Genomic DNA, 17,319 nt, shown 5'->3' with positions numbered 1-17,319 from the left:
GTAGGGTTCCGCAGATGCAGCACTTGGCGGGGACCTGGCGGCGCGGTTGGATCGTCGCCGGCTGCGCCCTGGTGCTCGCCGCGGTGCTCGCGTTCCACTCGCTCATCCCCAACGGCGTACGCAATCTCGGCAGCCTGCTGGAGACGTTCCTGCCCTGGCTGGGACTGCCGATCCTGGTCCTCGCGACCCTGGCCGTCATACGCCGCAGCGCCCCGGCCGGCATCGCGGTCTTCCTGCCGGCGATCCTGTGGCTGGGCATGTTCGGCGAGATCGTCCTGCCGGCCAAGGGCGGTGGCGAGCACAACCTGCGGGTGCTGACCAACAACGTGAACGCCAACAACCCCGATCCTTCCGCGACCGCCCACCGGATCATCGAGGCCGATCCGGACGTGGTCGCGCTGGAGGAGATGAGCGAGAGCCAGCGGGACACCTGGGCGGGCGCGCTCGCGGACGCGTACCCGTATCGGACGGTCCGGGGCACCGTGGGGCTGTGGAGCCGGTACCCCTTGACCGGCGCGCACCCGGTGGATCTGCGGCTGGGCTGGGATCGGGCGCTGCGCGCGGTGGTGCATGCGCCCGGCGGCGACGTCGCGGTCTACGTGGCGCACATGCCCTCGGTACGCCTGGACGTCGACAACGGCTTCACCGCCGACCAGCGCGACGAGAGCGCGGAGGCGCTGGGCGAGGCGATCGCCGCGGAGCCGGAGCCGCGCGTCGTCCTGCTGGGCGACCTCAACGGCAGCGTGTACGACCGCGCTCTCTCGCCGATCACCGCGCAGCTGGACTCGGCGCAGGCCGAGGCGGGGCAGGGCTTCGGGTTCACGTGGCCGGCCTCCTTCCCGCTGGCCCGGATCGACCACGTGCTGTTCAAGGGCGTGTCGCCGACCCACGCGTGGGTGCTGCCGGCGGACGGCAGCGACCACCGGCCGGTCGCGGCCGACCTGCGACTCTGAAGGTTTCCCGGCCACCGTGCCGCCGCTTCCCGAACGGGGAAGCCCATCCCCGAACCCGGGAAGGGCACGGGTAGCGTTTCGCGGGTGAAGGTCGTCGTCGCCCACAACCGCTACCGGTCCGATGCTCCCAGCGGGGAGAACATCATCGTCGACCTGGAGATCGACCAGCTCCGCGCGGCGGGCGTCACGGTGGTGCCGTTCCAGCGCAGCTCCGACGACATACCGTCACTGCCCGCCGTGCAGAAGGCGCTGCTGCCGCTCGCCCCGATCTGGTCGCCGGCGGCCACCCGGGCGCTGGCCGAACTGCTGCGCCGGGAGCGGCCCGACGTCCTGCACCTACACAATCCCTATCCGCTGCTGTCGCCGGCGGTCGTGCGTACGGCGCACCGGGCGGGGGTTCCGGTGGTGCAGACCGTGCACAACTACCGGCAGGTCTGCGCGCCCGGCCTGTTCTTCCGCGACGGCCACATCTGCACCGACTGCCGCGGCCGGGCCTTCGCCCTGCCCGCCATCCAGCACAAGTGCTACCGCGGGTCGGCGGCCCAGAGCGCGATCATGGCCACCACCCTCGCCGTCCACCGCGGCACCTGGAAGTCCGTCGACCGGTACATCGCCCTGACCGGGCACATCGCCGAGCATCTGCGTACGTTCGGGATCCCGGACGAGCGCATCGCGATCAAGCCCAACGCCGTCGAGGATCCGGGCCCGCCGGCCCCGCTCGGCGAGGGCGTGCTGTTCGCCGGTCGGCTCTCGCCGGAGAAAGGCCTGGCCAACCTGGTCGACGCCTGGCGCCGGCACCCCGAGGGCAGCCTGGGCACCCTGCGGATCGCCGGCGACGGGGAACTGCGCCCGGTCGCCGAGGCTGCGGCCGCCGCGCGTACCGACGTCGAATACCTCGGACCCACGGACCGATCCGGCGTACGCGAGCTCATGCGCCGCAGTGCCGTCGTGAGCGTGCCGTCGACGTGGTTCGAGCCGCTGTCCACGGTGATCATCGAGGCGCTGGCGAACGGCCGCCCGGTGCTCAGCACGACCCTGGGTGGCAGCCCCTACCTGGTGGGGGAGGCCGGCTGGCTGGTCGAGCCGACCGCCGACGCGCTGGCCGCCGCGCTGCCGGAAGCGGTCAAGGCGGCACCGGACCTGGCCGGCCCGGCGCGTGAGCGCTACCTGGCCAACTTCCACCCCGACGTGGTGGTACGCCGCCTACTGGAGATCTACGAATCGCTGCGATGATCCCCCGTCCGGGGAGATCGTCCAAATATGTCAAGTCTTGAGTGTTGCCTCCAACGGCGCGAAGATGTCCTTACGGTTCGTTTCAACGACGAGAACGACCGAAGGGCGGGTGCTCCGATGCTGGTCAGAGACGCTATGACGAAGCCGGTACTGATTGTGGGACCGGAACACACCCTCCGCCAGGCGGCGCAGCTCATGACCGCGCGCCGGGTGGGCTCCGCGATCGTGCTGGATCCGGACGGATCGGGCGCGGGCATCATGACCGAACGCGACGTGCTCTATGCCATCGGCGCCGGCAAGAACCCGGACATCGAGCTTGTGACCTCGCATATCACCTGGGACGTCGTCTACGCGACGCCGGAGTGGTCCCTGGAGGAGGCCGCGATGGCGATGGCCCGGGGCGGGTTCCGGCATCTGGTCGTCCTCGAGGGCGACGAGGTGCTGGGGATCATCTCGGTGCGCGACATCATGCGGGTCTGGGCGCAGCGCCGGGCCGAAGCCGCGCTGTCGATCTGATCCGCCGGATCCGACCGGCCGAGGTCCTCCGTCGCCCGGTCGAGGTGGCATAGGTCACGAAGCCGGGTGACTTCCCTGCTCAGCATGCGGACGCGCGGGTAAGTCGCAGGCCGAGGCCGGACGCCCGTCGGTAGTCTCAACAGCTATGTCCCCAGCGCAGCTCATTTCCTTCGCCCGCGGAGCACCGTCGCTCGACATCATCGACATCGCCGGTCTCAAGGCGGCCGCCGTACGTGCCTTCGACGCCGACCCCGCCGGGGTGACGGCGTACGGAACCAGCACGGGGTATCCGCCCCTGCGAAAGTGGATCGCCGACAAGCACGGCGTCGCGGTCGAGAACGTCCTGATCACGAACGGTTCCCTCCAGGCCGACGCCTTCCTCTTCGACCACCTGGTCAAGCCGGGCGACGACGTGGTCGTCGAGAAGCCGACGTACGACCGTACGCTGCTGAATCTGCGTACGCTCGGCGCGAAGGTGCACCAGGTGACGCTGGAGCCGGACGGCATCTCCACCGCCGAACTGCGCTCGCTGCTGGACAGCGGAGTACGCCCCAAGCTGGCGCACATCATCCCGAACTACCAGAACCCGGCGGGCGTGACGCTGTCCCTCGCCAAGCGGCACGAGCTGCTGGCTCTGGCCGAGGAGTTCGGCTTCACGATCTTCGAGGACGACCCCTACGCCGACATCCGGTTCCGGGGCGAGGCGCTCCCGTCGATGCTGTCGCTGGACACCAAGGGCGTCGTGGTGCACGCCTGCTCGTTCACCAAGACGATCTGCCCCGGCGTACGCGTCGGCTACCTGGTCGGCCCGGCCGGCGTGATCGACCCGATCGCCAAGAAGGCCACCAACCTGTACATCTCGGCGGGTCAGGTCGCGCAGGGTCTGGTGCACGAGTTCTGCGTCTCCGGAGACGTCGACAAGTCCATCGCGACCGTCAGCGCCGCCCTCGGCGAGCGGGCCCGGATCCTCGGCGAGTCCCTGCGTACGCGGATCCCCGGCGTTCGGTTCACCGAGCCCGACGGCGGCTACTTCCTCTGGGTCGACTTCCCGGAGGACGTGCACGTCGACAAGCTCCTGCCGGAAGCCGCGAACCGGGGCGTCGCGATCGTCAAGGGCTCCGACTTCCTGCTGGAAGGCGGGGAGCACTCGGTCCGCCTGGCCTTCTCGGCAGTCACCGTCGACGAGATCGACGAAGGCGTACGCCGCCTGGCCGAAGCCGTCGAAGCAGTCCGGGGCTGAAACCACCAACCCGATAGTCCTCAGCCGAGGGACCCGCACTCGGCCGCGACGTCCGGCAGTGCAAGATCCGCAAACGAAGTTTGAGGATCTTGTGCTGCCGGACGTCGCATAAGGGCCGATGTGCCCTCGTCTCGCCCGAAGGGCGAACGGGCAATAACCTTTCCGGCGACCACCGGGGGAAGCGCCCCACCTCACACCGCAACAAATCTCACCAGCCCGACCCCCAAGGCCCGGACCACCCATGGCCGCAACCACCGGGGCCGCAACCACCGAGGGCATGGACCACCGATGGCCCCGCCCACTCTCGCCCAAAGGCCGAATGGCCCGTGTGGCGTAGCCTGTTTCCGCGCGCTGTCACCCGGCGCGGTCGGCGGCGGGAGGTGGCGGATGGCAGATCGCAACGGCAACCCCGAGCACGGTGTGATCCGGAAATGGACCACGGCACCGGTCCGCGCCATGACTCGGATGCTGGGCAGTTCCGAGCCTGGCCCGCTCCCGAACGAGCCCGGCCGCAGCGGCGTCGTGGACTGCGCCCTCTATCGCGACGGCATCCGCCAGCAGAGCGGCCCGGTCGACTACAGGGCGGCCCTGGCGGCGGCGCGGAAGGACGTGACCGGGCGGTCCTTCGTCTGGCTCGGCCTCAACGCGCCCAGTGCCGAGGAGATGGCCGGCATCGCCGAGGTCTTCGACGTGCACGAGCTGGCCGTCTCCGACATCGTGAACGCCGGCCAGCGGGCGAAGCTGGAGAAGTACGAGGATCTGACCTTCCTCGTCCTGCGGTCCGCCCGCTACGTCACCCACGAGCTGCTCCATGAGCACGCCGAGGTGGTCGAGACGGGCCAGGTCATGCTGCTGCTCGGCGACCGTTTCGTCATCTCGGTACGCCACGGCGACGCGTGCACGCTGCGCGATGTCCGGCAGTCCCTCGAAGCGCGGCCGCAGCTGCTGGAGCTGGGCCCGTGGGCGGTCGCGTACGCGGCCACGGACCATGTCGTCGACCTCTACGTGGACGCCGCCGAACGGCTGGAGGACGATCTCGACGCGGTCGAGGCGAACGTGTTCTCGCGTACGGGTGAGGCGCGCAAGGCCCGCATCCAGCAGATCTATCAGCTCAAGCGGGAGATGGTGGAGTTCAAGCGGGCCGTGGTCCCGCTCCAGCGCCCGCTCATGACCCTGGTCAGCGACACGTCCGAGGTCAAGAAGGAGCTCCGGCGCTACTTCCGCGACGTGCAGGACCACCTGACGCGTACGGTCGAGCAGATCTCCAGCTTCGACGACCTGCTCAATTCCATCCTGCAGGCGCGCCTGGCGCAGGTGTCGGTGGAGCAGAACAACGACATGCGCAAGATGGCCTCGTGGGCCGGTATCGCGGCCTGGTGCACGGCGGTCGCCGGCATCTACGGCATGAACTTCCCGAACATGCCGGAGATCCACTGGCGCTACGGCTACCCGATCATCTTCTCCGTGATGGTGGCGGGCTCGATCATCCTCTACCGCGTCTTCCGCCGGTCCGGCTGGCTCTGAACGGAAAGGTCCCGCCGGGTGTGCCCGGCGGGACCTCTCGGGTCGCGGTTCAGGCGCGCTCGATCTCGATCTTCTCGATGACGATCGGGGTCGTCGGCTTGTCGGACCGGTCGGTCTCGGCCGTCGCGATCTTCATGACGACCTGCTCGGAGGCGGCGTCGGCCACCTTGCCGAAGATGGTGTGCTTGAAGTTCAGCCAGGCCGTCGCGCCGACGGTGATGAAGAACTGCGAGCCGTTGGTCTTCGGTCCGGCGTTGGCCATCGCGAGCAGGAACGGCTTGTCGAACTGCAGCTCCGGGTGGAACTCGTCGTCGAACGTGTAGCCGGGGCCGCCCCGGCCGGTGCCGGTCGGGTCACCGGTCTGGATCATGAAGCCGTCGATGATGCGGTGGAACGGCGTCCCGTCGTAGTAGGGACCGCTGCCCGGCTGTCCGGTACGCGGGTCCGTGTATTCCTTGGTGCCCTCGGCGAGCTCCACGAAGTTGCGTACGGTCTTCGGCGCGTGGTTGCCGAAGAGCTCCAGGCGGATCGGCCCGAGGCTGGTGTGCAGGGTTGCGTAGCGGGCGTCAGCCACGTGCTTGCTCCTGTCTGCTAGTGCCCGCCACCGGCAGCCGCACTGGGCCGGCGCTGCCCGCGGCGGGTGGTCCAATTCCCTGTAGATCCTCCCATGTGCGCTGTTCTGGTGGTGCGAGGGTCTCCGAAGGGGCAGGATGTTTGCGGGGACACCATTGGAGGTGGGGGTTTTGTTCGGATTCGGGGGGACTCCGGCGAAAACGCACGGTCAACTCGCGAAGGAAGAGTTCGGTGCGAGCTGGGATCACATGATGCAGGCCGCAACGCACGCCGCGGGGGGAGTCGGTTCCGCCGTAGGTCCGCGGGCCCACGCCGTGCGAACCGCGATCGGGCCCACGACCGGCCGCGTACGCGCAGCCGTCGGCACGGGCTGGGAATCGGCGGCCGGAACGCTGGCACCGCTCATGGAGGCCGCCCGCCAGGGGGCGCGGGAGGCGACCGAGGTGGCCATCAAGGAAAAGGCCAAGCTCGTCAAACTCCAGGAGAGGCAGGAACGCATGTCGCGCAAGCGGATGGGGCTGGCACTCGGGTTGCTCGCCGCCGGTGTGGCGATCGGGGCGGGGGCAGCGCTGGTCATGCGGCGCCGGCGTCGCTCGGCATGGGAGGAGTACGACCCCACCGACGCGCTGGAGTCCGCGATGGACCGCGGTTCCGACGCGATGGACTCGGCCGGGCGGACCGCCGGCCGGCTGGGGGACAAGGCCTCCGACTCGGCGAAGAGCCTGGGCGGCAAGGCGAAGGACATGGCCGGCAATCTCTCCGACAAGGCCAAGGACGCGGCGGGCAGCCTGTCCGACAAGGCCCGGAGCATGGGTGACAAGACGTCCGACGCGGCCCGCAAGGCCGGCGACAAGACCTCGGACTCGATGCGGTCGGCGGGCGACAACGCCCAGCGCATGGGCGAGCGGGCGGCCGACATGGCCGAGGACGCCTCGGAGAAGTACGACAAGTACGCCGAGGACATGGATTCGTCGCTCAACGGTCGTCGCCGCGGCTGACATCGCGACCGGTCACCAAGATCGAAAGCCGGGCTACGTCGGCGGGTTGCCCGCTGACGTAGCCTGGTCGGCATGACTTCTGTCCACCAGGTGCCGGTCTGCTACCGCCACCCGGATCGCGAGACGTATCTGTCCTGCTCGCGGTGTGGCCGACCGATCTGCCCGGACTGCATGATCCCGGCCTCGGTCGGGCATCAGTGCCCCGACTGCGTACGCGAGGGCCAGCGCGGCCAGCGCACCACGGTCACAGCGTTCGGCAGCGACGCCCGGCTGGGCGGCCAAGGTTATGTGACAAAAGCGCTCATCGGCATCAACATCCTCATGCTCCTGGCGAAGGTGGTCTTCGGCGGTGGGGCGGGTTCCTTCTTCGGCGGTGGCTGGGGCGGCCTGCTCGGCGGCTCGACCAAGGTGGACGAGTGGGGCGGCATGATCGGGTCGCAGCCCGGATTCGCCTGCGTCAACAGCTCGGGTGCCCGCGTGATGTGCCAGATCGACGTCATCGCCGACGGCGAGGGCTACCGCTTCGTCACCAGCATGTTCCTGCACTCCGGCCTGCTGCATCTGGCCCTGAACATGTGGGCGTTGTGGGTCGTCGGCCGCGTCATCGAGCAGGCCATCGGCCCGGCCCGGTTCCTCAGCCTGTACATGGTCGCCGGCCTCGGCGGCAGCCTGTCGGTCTACCTCTTCAACGGCCCCGGCTACACCGTCGGCGCGTCGGGCGCGATCTTCGGCCTCTTCGCGGCGCTGTTCATCCTGCTGCGCCGGGTGGGCCGCGACTCGTCGGGCCTGCTCAGCCTCATCGTGATCAACATCGTGTTCACGTTCGCCGTACCGGGCATCTCCATCGCCGGCCACCTCGGTGGCCTGTTCACCGGTGCGCTCGCCGCGCTGGGGATCGCGTACGCGCCGCAGAAGAACCGCACGGCCATCCAGTACGGATCGCTCGGGCTGCTGCTCGTCATCATCGCCGGCATCGCCTTGTTCCGCAGCGCCAGCATCACACCGACCGCTTGACCGCTCACCCCGGCAGAGTCACGATCAGGGCCGCCCCGCCTTCCGGCGCGTGGGCGGCCCTGATCGTTCCGCCGAGCCGGCGTACCAGGCCGGCCGCGAGCGCCAGGCCGAGTCCGCTGCCGACTTTGCGTACACCTCGATAGCGCTCGTGCAGCGCGCCGCGCTCGAAGGCGACGGCGAGATCGTCGTCGGTGAAGCCCGGCCCGCCGTCGCGGACCTCGACCACCGCGGCGCGCCCCACACGGCCCAGCGCGACCACGATCGGCCGGCCGGGCGGCACCACCCGCAGCGCGTTCTCCAGCAGGCCGTCCACCACCTGCCGCACGCGCCCCGCGTCCGTGTGCAGCACCAGCGGCTCCCCGGGCGTCACCACCTTCAGGGGTACGCCGTGCGCGGTGCACCGCGGCTGCCAGGCGTCCCGCACGGCACCGATGACGGGTACGAGATCGACGGTGGCCGTCTGCAGCGGGAAGTCGACCGCGTCCAGCCGGGCCAGCGCGAGCAGGTCGTCGATGAGCCGGGCGAGATGGTCGGCCTCGGCGAGCATGGTGGTGCCGACCGGGGCGGTCTCGGCGTCGCGGACGACCCCGTCGGCGAGTGCCTCGGCGTATCCGCGCAGGGTCGTGAGGGGTGTCTTCAACTCGTGGGAGATGGACAGCAGGAACTCGCGCTGGCGGGCCTCGGAGACGGCCAGCGCCGACGCCAGCTCGTTGAGGGCCAGCCCGACGTCCGCGATCTCCTGCGGCGACTCCACCGGTACGCGTACCGTCCGGTCCCCGGCCCGGATGCGAGCCGCGGCCACGGCGGCGTTCCGCAGCGGCCGGGTGAGCCGCCGCGCCAACAGGACCCCGGCCAGGACTCCGGCGAGCAGGCCGGCCACCAGGGGAAGCCAGGTACTGCGGAAGACCGCGACGCCGGCGCCGGTGGCGGCGGGGGAGGTCAGGACGACCCCGTCCTTCGGCCCGACCGGGCGGCCCTCGACGAGCCGGAGCCGGCCGTCGAGCATGAGCCGCTGGGAGACGGCGTTGCCGTTCGCGATCCGGCGGACGACGGTGTCGGGCAGCCCGGCGCGGTCCGGCGTGCCGTTGGTGATGAGGACGACCTCGATGTCGCGCTTGCGCAGCTGGTTGGCGATCCGGTCCTCGTCGGCGGTACGCCCCTTGTCCAGGCGGCCCTTGAGGATCTCCGCGACGAGCTGCGCCTCCTGGGCGAGGGCCTGGCGGGCCCGGGTGTCCGCGGACTTCACCGCGATCGGGATCGCAGCAAGCGCCGTGACCAGCACGGAGATGAAAGCCACGGCGGCACCGGCGATGGCGGCCCGGGTGGCCAGTCCGGCATGGCGCTTCCCGGTGGGGGCGGCGGTCGGCGGGTCCGAGGGCAGGACGGCCAGCGGGCGGGTCAGCTCGTCACGCACGCGTACCCCACCCCGCGCACGGTGCGGATGACGGCCGCGTCGTCGCCGAGCTTCGCGCGTACCTGAGCGACATGGACGTCGACGGTACGCGTCCCGCCCAGCGCCGCGTAGCCCCAGACGCTGCTCAGGAGCTCTTCGCGGGTGTACACCCGACCGGGCCGCGCCATCAGCTGGGCCAGCAGGTCGAACTCGGTCGCGGTCAGTCCGACCTCCGCCCCGGCCACCGTGACCGTACGCGTCACGGGGTCGAGGCGTACGCGGCCGATCGTCCGGCTGCGGTCGGGTTCCGGTGCCCCGGCGCTGCGCCGGAGGACGGCCCGCAGCCGGGCGACCAGCTCGCGGGGACTGAACGGCTTGGTGAGGTAGTCGTCGGCGCCGAGTTCCAGGCCGACGATCCGGTCGACCTCGTCGTCGCGGGCGGTGAGGAAGATGACCGGGGTCCAGTCGTCGGCCGCGCGCAGCCGACGGCAGATCTCGGTGCCGTCCAGGCCGGGCAGTGCGATGTCCAGTACGCAGGCCACCGGGCGCAGGCCGCGGGCCGCTGCCAGGCCCGCCTGCCCGTCCCGCTCGACGTGGACGCCGAACCCGTCGCGCTGCAGGTACAGCCGCACGAGATCGGAGATCGCCGGCTCGTCCTCGACGACGAGGATCAGTCCCTTGTCACTCACGCCCCCATGATGTCCGAGCAGTGTTCGGATCAGGTAAGGCGCGGGTCAGATCAGTACGCCCCGAGCGGCGAGACCAGTCGCGGCGGCTCCATCGTGACACTGCGCTGAGTCAGCGGCGTCTTCGGCTTGAAGACGTGGCTGAGCAGGGCGTCGAGGTGCCAGACCTGCTTCGGCTGGGCCACTTTGATCAGGAACCGCTCGCGTACGCCGTCGATCGCGGTCGCGGCGAACTCCACGGCTCCGAGCCGCTGGTCGGGGTGCCAGACGACGTTGCCGAGGTGACGCAGTTCGGTGTTGAGGTGCAGGCGCATCTGGCGCAACACGCGCGTCTCCTGGGTGACCACGAGGCGCTTGTACGTGAGGACCATGAGGTACTCCCGGCCGAGGGGCCGGTCGGGACGGGTGCAGCGGCTCACGAGGACCGCCCCGTCGTCGGGCTCGACACACCGGCGCATGACGTGCATGTGCCGGCTGACGGCGGCCATGGGCAGGCCGGCCTCGGCGGTCGCGGGGAGGAACGTTCTGGAGAACACATCCACGCTCGTTCAACGAATGCAAGATGCACGAGACATCGGTACGCCACACTTTGGCACTTCCGAGTGTTTACCTTCCTCGAACCGTGGACTGACCGACCGGTTGCCCGGCGGCGGGAACCTGGTCGCCATGAGACGCATCCTCATCGCCGCCCTGCTCGGTCTGGCCGTGCTGACCGGCACCGCCGCCTGCGGTCGCGTACCGTCGGCCGACGCCGCCACCTCGTTCTCGCCGGAAGGGGAGGCCCTCGCGGCGATGGGCATCGACCCGCAGGACATCGCCGCCGCCGAGCCCGCCTTCGGCCTCGCCGGCCTGGCTGTGGGCGCCTCGCCCGCGCCCAGCGGCTCCGCCGCGCCCGGCAAGGGTGATCACCGCGCCGATCCGCGTCGACGCCGCGCGCTCAAGGTGCTGCTGGCCAAGAACACGCTGCACGGCGAGGCGGTCGTCCAGACGAAGAACGGCACCGTCACCGTCGCCGTCCAGCGCGGTGTCATCACCGAGCTGACCGACTCCACCGTCACGGTGAAATCGACCGACGGCTACACGCTCACCTGGAAGCTCGGCGACCAGCTGCGGGTGGTGGAGAAGCGCAGGACCGTCCAGCCGTCCGCCGTCGCGGTCGGCCTCCAGGTCGCGATCGCCGGCGCGAAGGAGGGCGACGGCGCCGTGGCCCGGCTCCTGGTGATCCCGTTGCGACAGGCCTGATCAGGGTACGCGTACGCGCCCGTCACGGCGCCGGGCGGGCGCTGGCGTGCACTGAGCGGCTCCACCGGCTAGGCTTTCCCCGAATTTCGACAGGGAGTCGCCGTGAAGCTGTCCATCCTGATGCCGGTCTACAACGAGGAAGAGCGCCTGGCTGAAGCCTTGAAGCAGGCGCTCGCTGTGGAGTACCCGTGCGAGGTGGAGCTGGTCGTCGTCAACGACGGCAGCGCGGACCGCACGGCCGAGATCCTCGACGCGTGGGAGGACAGCCGCCTGCGGCCGGTCCACCACGAGCGCAACGCGGGCAAGGGCGCCGCGATCAAGACCGCCGTGGACGCCGCCAACGGCGACTACATGGTCATCCTCGACGCCGATCTCGAATACGACCCGAAGGACATCCCGCGCCTGCTGGAGCCGGTCCTCGACGGCAAGGCCAAGATCGTCTACGGCAACCGGAGCTTCGGCGGGCACGCGGCGTTCTCGTTCTGGTACGTCATGGGCAACAAGGGCGTGACCCTCTTCGCCAACGTGCTGTACAACTCGTACATCGGCGACCTGGAGACCTGCTACAAGCTCATGCCGCTGGACCTCTACCGGTCGCTGAAGATCAAGTCCAAGGGCTTCGGCATGGAGGCGGAGGTCACCGGCAAGCTGCTGCGCCGCCGGATGCGCCCCTACGAGGTGCCGATCAGCTACCACGCGCGTACGCGCGAAGAGGGCAAGAAGATCACGGCGATGGACGGTGTCGAGGCGCTGCTGATCCTCATGCGCGAGCGCGTCCGGCCGGTGCCGAAGCAGGTCAACCGCTAGCCGCCGACGGTCAGCACCACCTTTCCGAAGTGCTGGTTGGCGCCGACCCGCTCGAACGCCTCCACCGCCCGCTCGACCGGCATCCGCTCGTCGACCACGGGCCGGACGCGCCCGTCCGAGATCATCGGCCACACGTCGGTACGCGTACCGGCGACGATCGCGGCCTTCTGGTCCAGCGGCCGGGCGCGCAGCATGGTGCCCGCCACCGTGGCCCGCCGGGCGAGCAGTTCGGCCAGGTTGAGTTCCGCCTTGCGCCCGCCCTGCAGCCCGATGATCACGAGTCGGCCGTCGGGCGCCAGCGCCTCCAGGTTCCGCCCCAGGTACGCGCCGCCGATGATGTCGAGAATCACATCGGCGGCCACGTCGGCGAAGCCGTCCACGGTGTAGTCGATCACGCGGACCGCTCCGAGTTCCCGCAGCCGCTCATGCTTCTCCGGTCGCGCGGTGGCCACGACCTCCGCACCGAGCGCCCGCGCGTACTGGACGGCGAACGTGCCGATGCCGCTGCCGCCACCGTGCACCAGCAGCCGCTCGCCCGCCCGCAGCCGGCCCACCATCGTCACGTTCGACCAGACCGTGCACGCCGCCTCCGGCAGCGCCGCCGCGTCGACGAGGTCCACCCCGTCCGGCACCGGCAGCACCTGGCCGATCGGGACGGCGACCCGCTCGGCGTACCCGCCGCCGGCCAGCAACGCGCACACCCGGTCGCCGGCCCGCCACGGCCCGGCGTCCGCGGCGACCACGCCCGAACACTCCAGCCCGAGATAGGGCGGCGCGCCCGGCGGCGGCGGATAGAACCCCTGCCGCTGCAGCAGGTCCGCCCGGTTGACCGCGGTCGCGGCGACCTCGAGGAGCACCTCACCGTCGCCCGCCACCGGTTCCGGAACCTCACTCCACACCAGATCGGCCGTCATCGCGCGCATGAAACCCATTCTGGGGTCGGGTAGGCTACTGTGCGCGCCACACTCGCCGGGAGTGGCGCGAGGAGAGTTCGCCTAGTGGCCGAGGGCGGCGGTCTTGAAAACCGCTAAGGCAGCGATGTCTTCCAGGGTTCGAATCCCTGACTCTCCGCTTCTCACTCCGCGAACTTCGCAATCGTACGCATGTCCGACTTCGGCATGTTCGCGGCGAAGCTGCCCGCCTCACCCGACTGAGTGATGCACAGTGGACGGTGCCGGCTGGTTGGCTGAGGCATGTCGAACGAGCGCGAATCCTGGCCCCGTGCGATCTTCTCGGGTGCGATCGCCCTCGCCACCGTCGCCGTGGCCGGGCTGACCTTCTGGAGCACCCTCAAGCAGGCCGACCGTGACAACCAGGCCCAGGCGACCGAGCATTTCAACGCAGGCCTCCAGGATCTCGCCTCGGGCGACGCCGCGATCCGGCTGGGCGGCGTACTCATCCTCACCCGCATCGCGGAACAGGACGACAGGTACGCCGAAGACGTCCTGTCGTTCCTGGAAGGGCTGCTGCGGGGACGGTCGCAGGCCGACCCGCCCGGCGACATGTTCAAGTGCCGGTCCTGGAGCGAGAAGGGCAGCGCGGACCTGACGGAGGCGGCCGCCTCGATCACGAAGCTGAGCCGATCGCCCGGCGCGAAGGGCCACCGTCTCAACCTCAGCGGTACCTGCCTGATGTACGTGGATCTCAGCGGGGCGCACCTGGCCGGAGCGGACTTCAGCGGTTCCAACCTTTCCGGGGCGGTCCTCGTCGGCACGGATCTCACCGATGCGGCCTTCAGCTATGCGATCCTGCAAGGCGCTGTGCTCGATCAGGCGGATCTGACCCGGGCCACGCTGGATCACACGAACCTGAAGTGCGCGTACGCGCAAACGGTCACGCTCACCGACACGATCCTCGACGGCGTCGACGGGACGCGTACGCAGATTCCGGCAGGCGCCGCGGCGGCAGCGAAGAAGGTTCCCCAGGGGTTCGGGGCGACCGCGCCCGGCATCGACCCGCGCGTGCACCCCATGGGTACGCCGGGCGGCTGCGTCGCCTAGGCAACTCACTCTTCGCATGCGATCTGTCCACAAGCAGTTATGCACACCACACAGGTTCCTGTGGATAAACCTGTGGACAGTGTGGATAACTCGAACGCCCGTACGAAGATGTTTCGGAGATCGCCGGAGATTCAGCGGAGATCGCCGGAGATCAGCGGATGCAGCAGCCGCCGCACACCTTGGGCTGCTCCAGCGTGAACGCCAGGCAGCAGGTACGCCGCTGCACGTCCAGCCCGTTGCCGGTCTCGCAGATGTCGACCAGGTCGGTGAGGTCGAGCGCGTCCAGCAGAGTGAGCAGGGATTGGTGGGTCGAGCCGGGCAGCGCGTCGGTGGCCCGGATCAGCCCGTAGGAGACGCCCGAGGCGACCGAGCCCAGCAGCGTACGCCGGCCGATGCGGACCTCGTCGCGCAGCGCGTCGACGATGCCGTCGAAGTGCCGGTCGAGCAGGGTTTCGCGCAGCATGCCGAGCAGCGCTTCCTCGGAGGGGGCGACCAGGGCTCCCTGGTGGGCGAGCGGATCGTCGGGCAGCACCGCCACCGGCACGTCGGTGGTGCGGACCTGCAAGAACGGGGCCTCGTGGTGGAAGCGCACGAAGGTGGAGTCCGCCGTCAGCAGCGGTACGCGTCGCGTAGCGGCCCAGCTCAGGACGACCGGGAGGGCGGCCCAATAGCTGTAGCTCTTCCAGGCGAGCGCGGCGGCCGCGTGCGGGGTGCCCTGCCAGCGCCGGGCGGCCGTGTCGAGCATGCTCTTGACCCCGGCGGGTCCGGCGAGCGCCGAGGCCGGCAGCCATTCGCCGACGGCGGGACCGAACATGATCTCGTCAGCCGCGTTCATCGCGGTGAGCGCGTTGCGCACGGGGGCCCAGAACGCGTCGGTGGACAGGTGCGGCGGCGCGAGCACACCAGCCGTCATGCCAGCCCACCTCTCCAGAAATCCGTGCCGGAAGTCAACCCGGGAAGCGTAGCCCCATTAGGCTAGCCTTACCAGACCGACCCCCACCTTTCTCCTTGAGTGTGCCGTATTTCCGAGTTCTGTTCGCGTGTTCCCGGAGATCATTTCGCGGTTCGTCAAGGGATTTGTCGGGTATTGGCCATGATCTGCCAGTCGCTGGGTGTCCACGTGAGACTTAGTTTCTCGACGCGCATCTGGCCGCCGCGACCCGCGCTGCGGGTGCGTGTCGCGGCGGAGGATGAGGATGGCGACGTCGGGGGTCGATCGGGCCGCGGAAGCGTTCGCGAACGAATTGGCACGCTGGCGCATGGACCGAGGGATGTCGAAGAAGCAACTCGCCGGCCTGATGGGGTTCGACCCGTCGTACGTCAGCCACATCGAAGGCCGCCGCCACCGCCCCACCGAGGACTTCGCCCGCCGGGCGGAGACCGTGCTCGCCGCGAACGGCGCGATCTGGCAGCGGTTCCAGGAGTACGAGGAGGCCCGGCACGGTCGCGGCGGCACCGCCCTGATCACCAAGGACGTGCCGATCCCGCCGCAGTGGCTGCCGCCCGGCACCGGGCTGGTCGTCGAGCACGAGGAGGCCCTGCTCGCGTACGTGGGGGGCGAATACGTCACCACGGTGCGCCGGGCGCTCTACAACGCCGGCACCGAGCCCGTGTCGCGCTACCTGATCCGGGTGGCCGTCGACCGGTACCCCGGCGATCCCGACCGGTCCAACCGCCACCACCGCGATCACCCGCTCAGCATCGAGGAGCTGAGCCTGGAGGCCTCCTGCGGCGACGCGGGCGCGGCCGAGCCGATGAACTGGCGCATCAAGCAGGACCGCGACGCGTTCAAGGAGATCTGGCTGCTCTTCGAGAACAGCGAGGGCCGGTTCCCGCTCTACCCGGGCGAGCGTACGGCGGTCACCTACAGCTACCGGGTCGGCGAGGAGAAGTGGGGCAGCTGGTTCCAGCGCGCCGTACGCCTGCCCACCCGCCGCATGACCGTCCGCATCGACCTGCCGTCGTCGCTCGATCCGCAGGTCTGGGGCGTGGAAACCTCGATGTCGGCCGAGGAGACGCCGCTGCGGACGCTGATCGAGAGGGAGACCGACGGTGACCGGACGATCTTCACCTGGACGACGGAGAGCCCCAGCCTCAACGCCCGCTTCCGCTTGCAGTGGCGCTTCCGGGCCATCGCGTCGGCGCCGCCGGCCATGATCAACGGAACCGCCGACTCCTACGCGCACAGGCTCGCCTCGGTCGGCGTCGTCCAGTGGCCGGTGCCGGAGCAACGCGTACCGACCGCCGCGGAGATGCGTACGTCGGCGCTTCCCGGGCATCCGCTGCGCTCGAAGGCCCGCCGGCTCGACCTGCCGGCCGAGGAGGACCAGGCCCGCCAGATCGTGTCCGAGCTGATGCAGGCGCTCGACGAGATCACGCGGATGCACCTGTTCGGCAAGGGCGTCGGCCTCGCCGCACCCCAGCTCGGCATCGACGCCTGCGCGGCGGTCGTCTGGCCGCCCGGCCGCTCCGACCCGATCGTGCTGCTCAACCCCAGCGTGGTCAACGCCTCGGCGCAGGAGGACGACCAGCCCGAAGGCTGTCTGTCCTACTTCGACTTCCGCGGCGGCGTCCGCCGGCCCCTGCGCATCGAGGTCGAACACCAGCGCTACGACGGGGGCCGCGTGGTCAGCACCTTCGAGCGGGGGCTCGCGCGCCTCGTCAGCCACGAGGTCGACCATCTGTCCGGTCGCCTCTACATCGACCGCATGCCCGGCGCGGCCGCCCTCACACCGCTCTCCGAGTACGCCTCCCAGCCCTGGGCGTACTGACCATCTCAAGATCTTTTTGTCCCGGGTTCGTCGATCTCGCCTCCGCTCCTCGCGCGGGAGACCGTTTCACCCTTCACCCCGGCCTTTGTCGCGACTGTCCGACTCGTACCTGAGATGTTCGACGATCTTGCGCGAATGCCCCGAATTACGTCCGGTGTACCCGGAATGCCCAAACATTCGCGCAAGATCGTCGACCGCGGGGTGATCGTTGACGGCCGTGGCGCGGAAACCGCCACCCGACGCATGATCGATTACGGTTCTGAAGCGCGTTGACCGGCTTCTGCTGCACCTGACGCGTCATCGATCATGCAGATCGGGCCGGATTTACACCCCAGCCGCAATCGATCAAGAAATCAGCACCCGGCGCCC

At 69.9% G+C, this 17,319-nt stretch carries 17 protein-coding genes and 1 tRNA gene; 12 read left to right on the top strand and 6 right to left on the bottom strand.

All coding sequences use genetic code 11. From position 1 onward, the window contains the following. Positions 1–14 precede the first annotated feature (14 nt). From G401_RS45220 to corA, 5 genes are all read left to right on the top strand, one after another. On the top strand, positions 15–953 hold the full coding sequence (locus G401_RS45220) for an endonuclease/exonuclease/phosphatase family protein (RefSeq protein ID WP_064741750.1): 939 nt from the start codon (positions 15–17) through the stop codon (positions 951–953). An 84-nt stretch (positions 954–1,037) separates the two neighbouring features. Then, positions 1,038–2,186 carry a glycosyltransferase family 4 protein gene (locus G401_RS0112490; RefSeq protein WP_027342777.1) on the top strand — a complete coding sequence of 383 codons (1,149 nt, stop codon included), beginning with the start codon at positions 1,038–1,040 and terminating at the stop codon, positions 2,184–2,186. A gap of 117 nt (positions 2,187–2,303) precedes the next feature. Next, positions 2,304–2,702, top strand: coding sequence for a CBS domain-containing protein (locus G401_RS0112485; RefSeq protein ID WP_027342776.1), 399 nt, complete (start codon positions 2,304–2,306; stop codon positions 2,700–2,702). Between the two features lie 145 nt (positions 2,703–2,847). Next, the gene (locus tag G401_RS0112480; RefSeq protein WP_027342775.1) at positions 2,848–3,942 is read left to right on the top strand and encodes an aminotransferase-like domain-containing protein; all 1,095 of its coding nucleotides are present in this window, start codon (positions 2,848–2,850) and stop codon (positions 3,940–3,942) included. A gap of 387 nt (positions 3,943–4,329) precedes the next feature. Then, positions 4,330–5,466: a magnesium/cobalt transporter CorA gene (gene corA, locus G401_RS0112475; protein WP_027342774.1), complete on the top strand. Its 1,137-nt coding sequence runs from the start codon at positions 4,330–4,332 to the stop codon at positions 5,464–5,466. A 49-nt stretch (positions 5,467–5,515) separates the two neighbouring features. On the opposite strand, the gene G401_RS0112470 is transcribed toward corA, so the two are convergent. After that, positions 5,516–6,040 carry a peptidylprolyl isomerase gene (locus G401_RS0112470; RefSeq protein WP_027342773.1) on the bottom strand — a complete coding sequence of 175 codons (525 nt, stop codon included), beginning with the start codon at positions 6,038–6,040 and terminating at the stop codon, positions 5,516–5,518. A gap of 313 nt (positions 6,041–6,353) precedes the next feature. Here G401_RS0112470 and G401_RS52635 point away from each other — a divergent pair, with 313 nt between their 5' ends. Together G401_RS52635 and G401_RS0112460 are read left to right on the top strand one after the other, a co-directional pair. Beyond that, positions 6,354–7,037 (top strand): hypothetical protein, encoded by a 684-nt coding sequence (locus G401_RS52635; RefSeq protein ID WP_157545642.1) that lies wholly within the window; start codon positions 6,354–6,356, stop codon positions 7,035–7,037. 72 nt (positions 7,038–7,109) lie between these two features. Next, a complete protein-coding gene (locus G401_RS0112460) occupies positions 7,110–8,051 on the top strand; it encodes a rhomboid family intramembrane serine protease (protein WP_034591493.1) in 942 nt (313 codons plus the stop codon). 4 nt (positions 8,052–8,055) lie between these two features. Here the strand turns inward: G401_RS0112460 and G401_RS0112455 are convergent, their stop codons facing one another. Genes G401_RS0112455 through G401_RS0112445 form a run of 3 tightly spaced genes read right to left on the bottom strand, consistent with a single transcriptional unit; the run spans position 8,056 to position 10,672 of the window. Then, a complete protein-coding gene (locus tag G401_RS0112455) occupies positions 8,056–9,465 on the bottom strand; it encodes a sensor histidine kinase (RefSeq protein ID WP_027342771.1) in 1,410 nt (469 codons plus the stop codon). Continuing rightward, positions 9,450–10,133, bottom strand: coding sequence for a response regulator transcription factor (locus G401_RS0112450; protein WP_027343034.1), 684 nt, complete (start codon positions 10,131–10,133; stop codon positions 9,450–9,452). Before G401_RS0112450 ends, G401_RS0112455 begins: the two co-directional genes overlap by 16 nt. 50 nt (positions 10,134–10,183) lie before the next feature. Beyond that, a complete protein-coding gene (locus G401_RS0112445; protein ID WP_027342770.1) occupies positions 10,184–10,672 on the bottom strand; it encodes a hypothetical protein in 489 nt (162 codons plus the stop codon). Positions 10,673–10,796: 124 nt separating this feature from the next. Between G401_RS0112445 and G401_RS0112440 the strand changes: the two genes are divergently transcribed. Both G401_RS0112440 and G401_RS0112435 read left to right on the top strand, forming a co-directional pair. After that, a complete protein-coding gene (locus G401_RS0112440) occupies positions 10,797–11,372 on the top strand; it encodes a hypothetical protein (protein WP_027342769.1) in 576 nt (191 codons plus the stop codon). Between the two features lie 102 nt (positions 11,373–11,474). After that, entirely contained in the window at positions 11,475–12,179 is a 705-nt protein-coding gene (locus G401_RS0112435) for a glycosyltransferase family 2 protein (protein WP_027342768.1), read from the top strand. Here G401_RS0112435 and G401_RS0112430 read toward each other — a convergent pair. Beyond that, entirely contained in the window at positions 12,176–13,102 is a 927-nt protein-coding gene (locus tag G401_RS0112430; protein WP_027342767.1) for an NAD(P)H-quinone oxidoreductase, read from the bottom strand. The two genes, G401_RS0112435 and G401_RS0112430, sit on opposite strands and share 4 nt — an antisense overlap. 61 nt (positions 13,103–13,163) lie before the next feature. Between G401_RS0112430 and G401_RS0112425 the strand changes: the two genes are divergently transcribed. Next, positions 13,164–13,250 (top strand) — tRNA-Ser (locus tag G401_RS0112425). A gap of 122 nt (positions 13,251–13,372) precedes the next feature. After that, positions 13,373–14,179, top strand: a complete 807-nt coding sequence (locus G401_RS52630; RefSeq protein ID WP_051366562.1) for a pentapeptide repeat-containing protein — start codon at positions 13,373–13,375, stop codon at positions 14,177–14,179. A 151-nt stretch (positions 14,180–14,330) separates the two neighbouring features. Here G401_RS52630 and G401_RS0112415 read toward each other — a convergent pair whose 3' ends face one another. Continuing rightward, positions 14,331–15,092, bottom strand: a complete 762-nt coding sequence (locus G401_RS0112415; RefSeq protein WP_027342766.1) for a hypothetical protein — start codon at positions 15,090–15,092, stop codon at positions 14,331–14,333. Between the two features lie 283 nt (positions 15,093–15,375). On the opposite strand from G401_RS0112415, the gene G401_RS0112410 reads away from it, so the two are divergent. Continuing rightward, the gene (locus tag G401_RS0112410) at positions 15,376–16,950 is read left to right on the top strand and encodes a peptide deformylase (RefSeq protein ID WP_027342765.1); all 1,575 of its coding nucleotides are present in this window, start codon (positions 15,376–15,378) and stop codon (positions 16,948–16,950) included. Positions 16,951–17,319: the final 369 nt, after the last annotated feature.

Origin of the sequence: Hamadaea tsunoensis DSM 44101, from assembly GCF_000428945.1 — a bacterium.
Lineage (GTDB): Bacteria > Actinomycetota > Actinomycetes > Mycobacteriales > Micromonosporaceae > Hamadaea > Hamadaea tsunoensis.
Note: the sequence above shows the minus strand (reverse complement) of the source record. Positions and strands in the feature narration are given on the sequence as shown.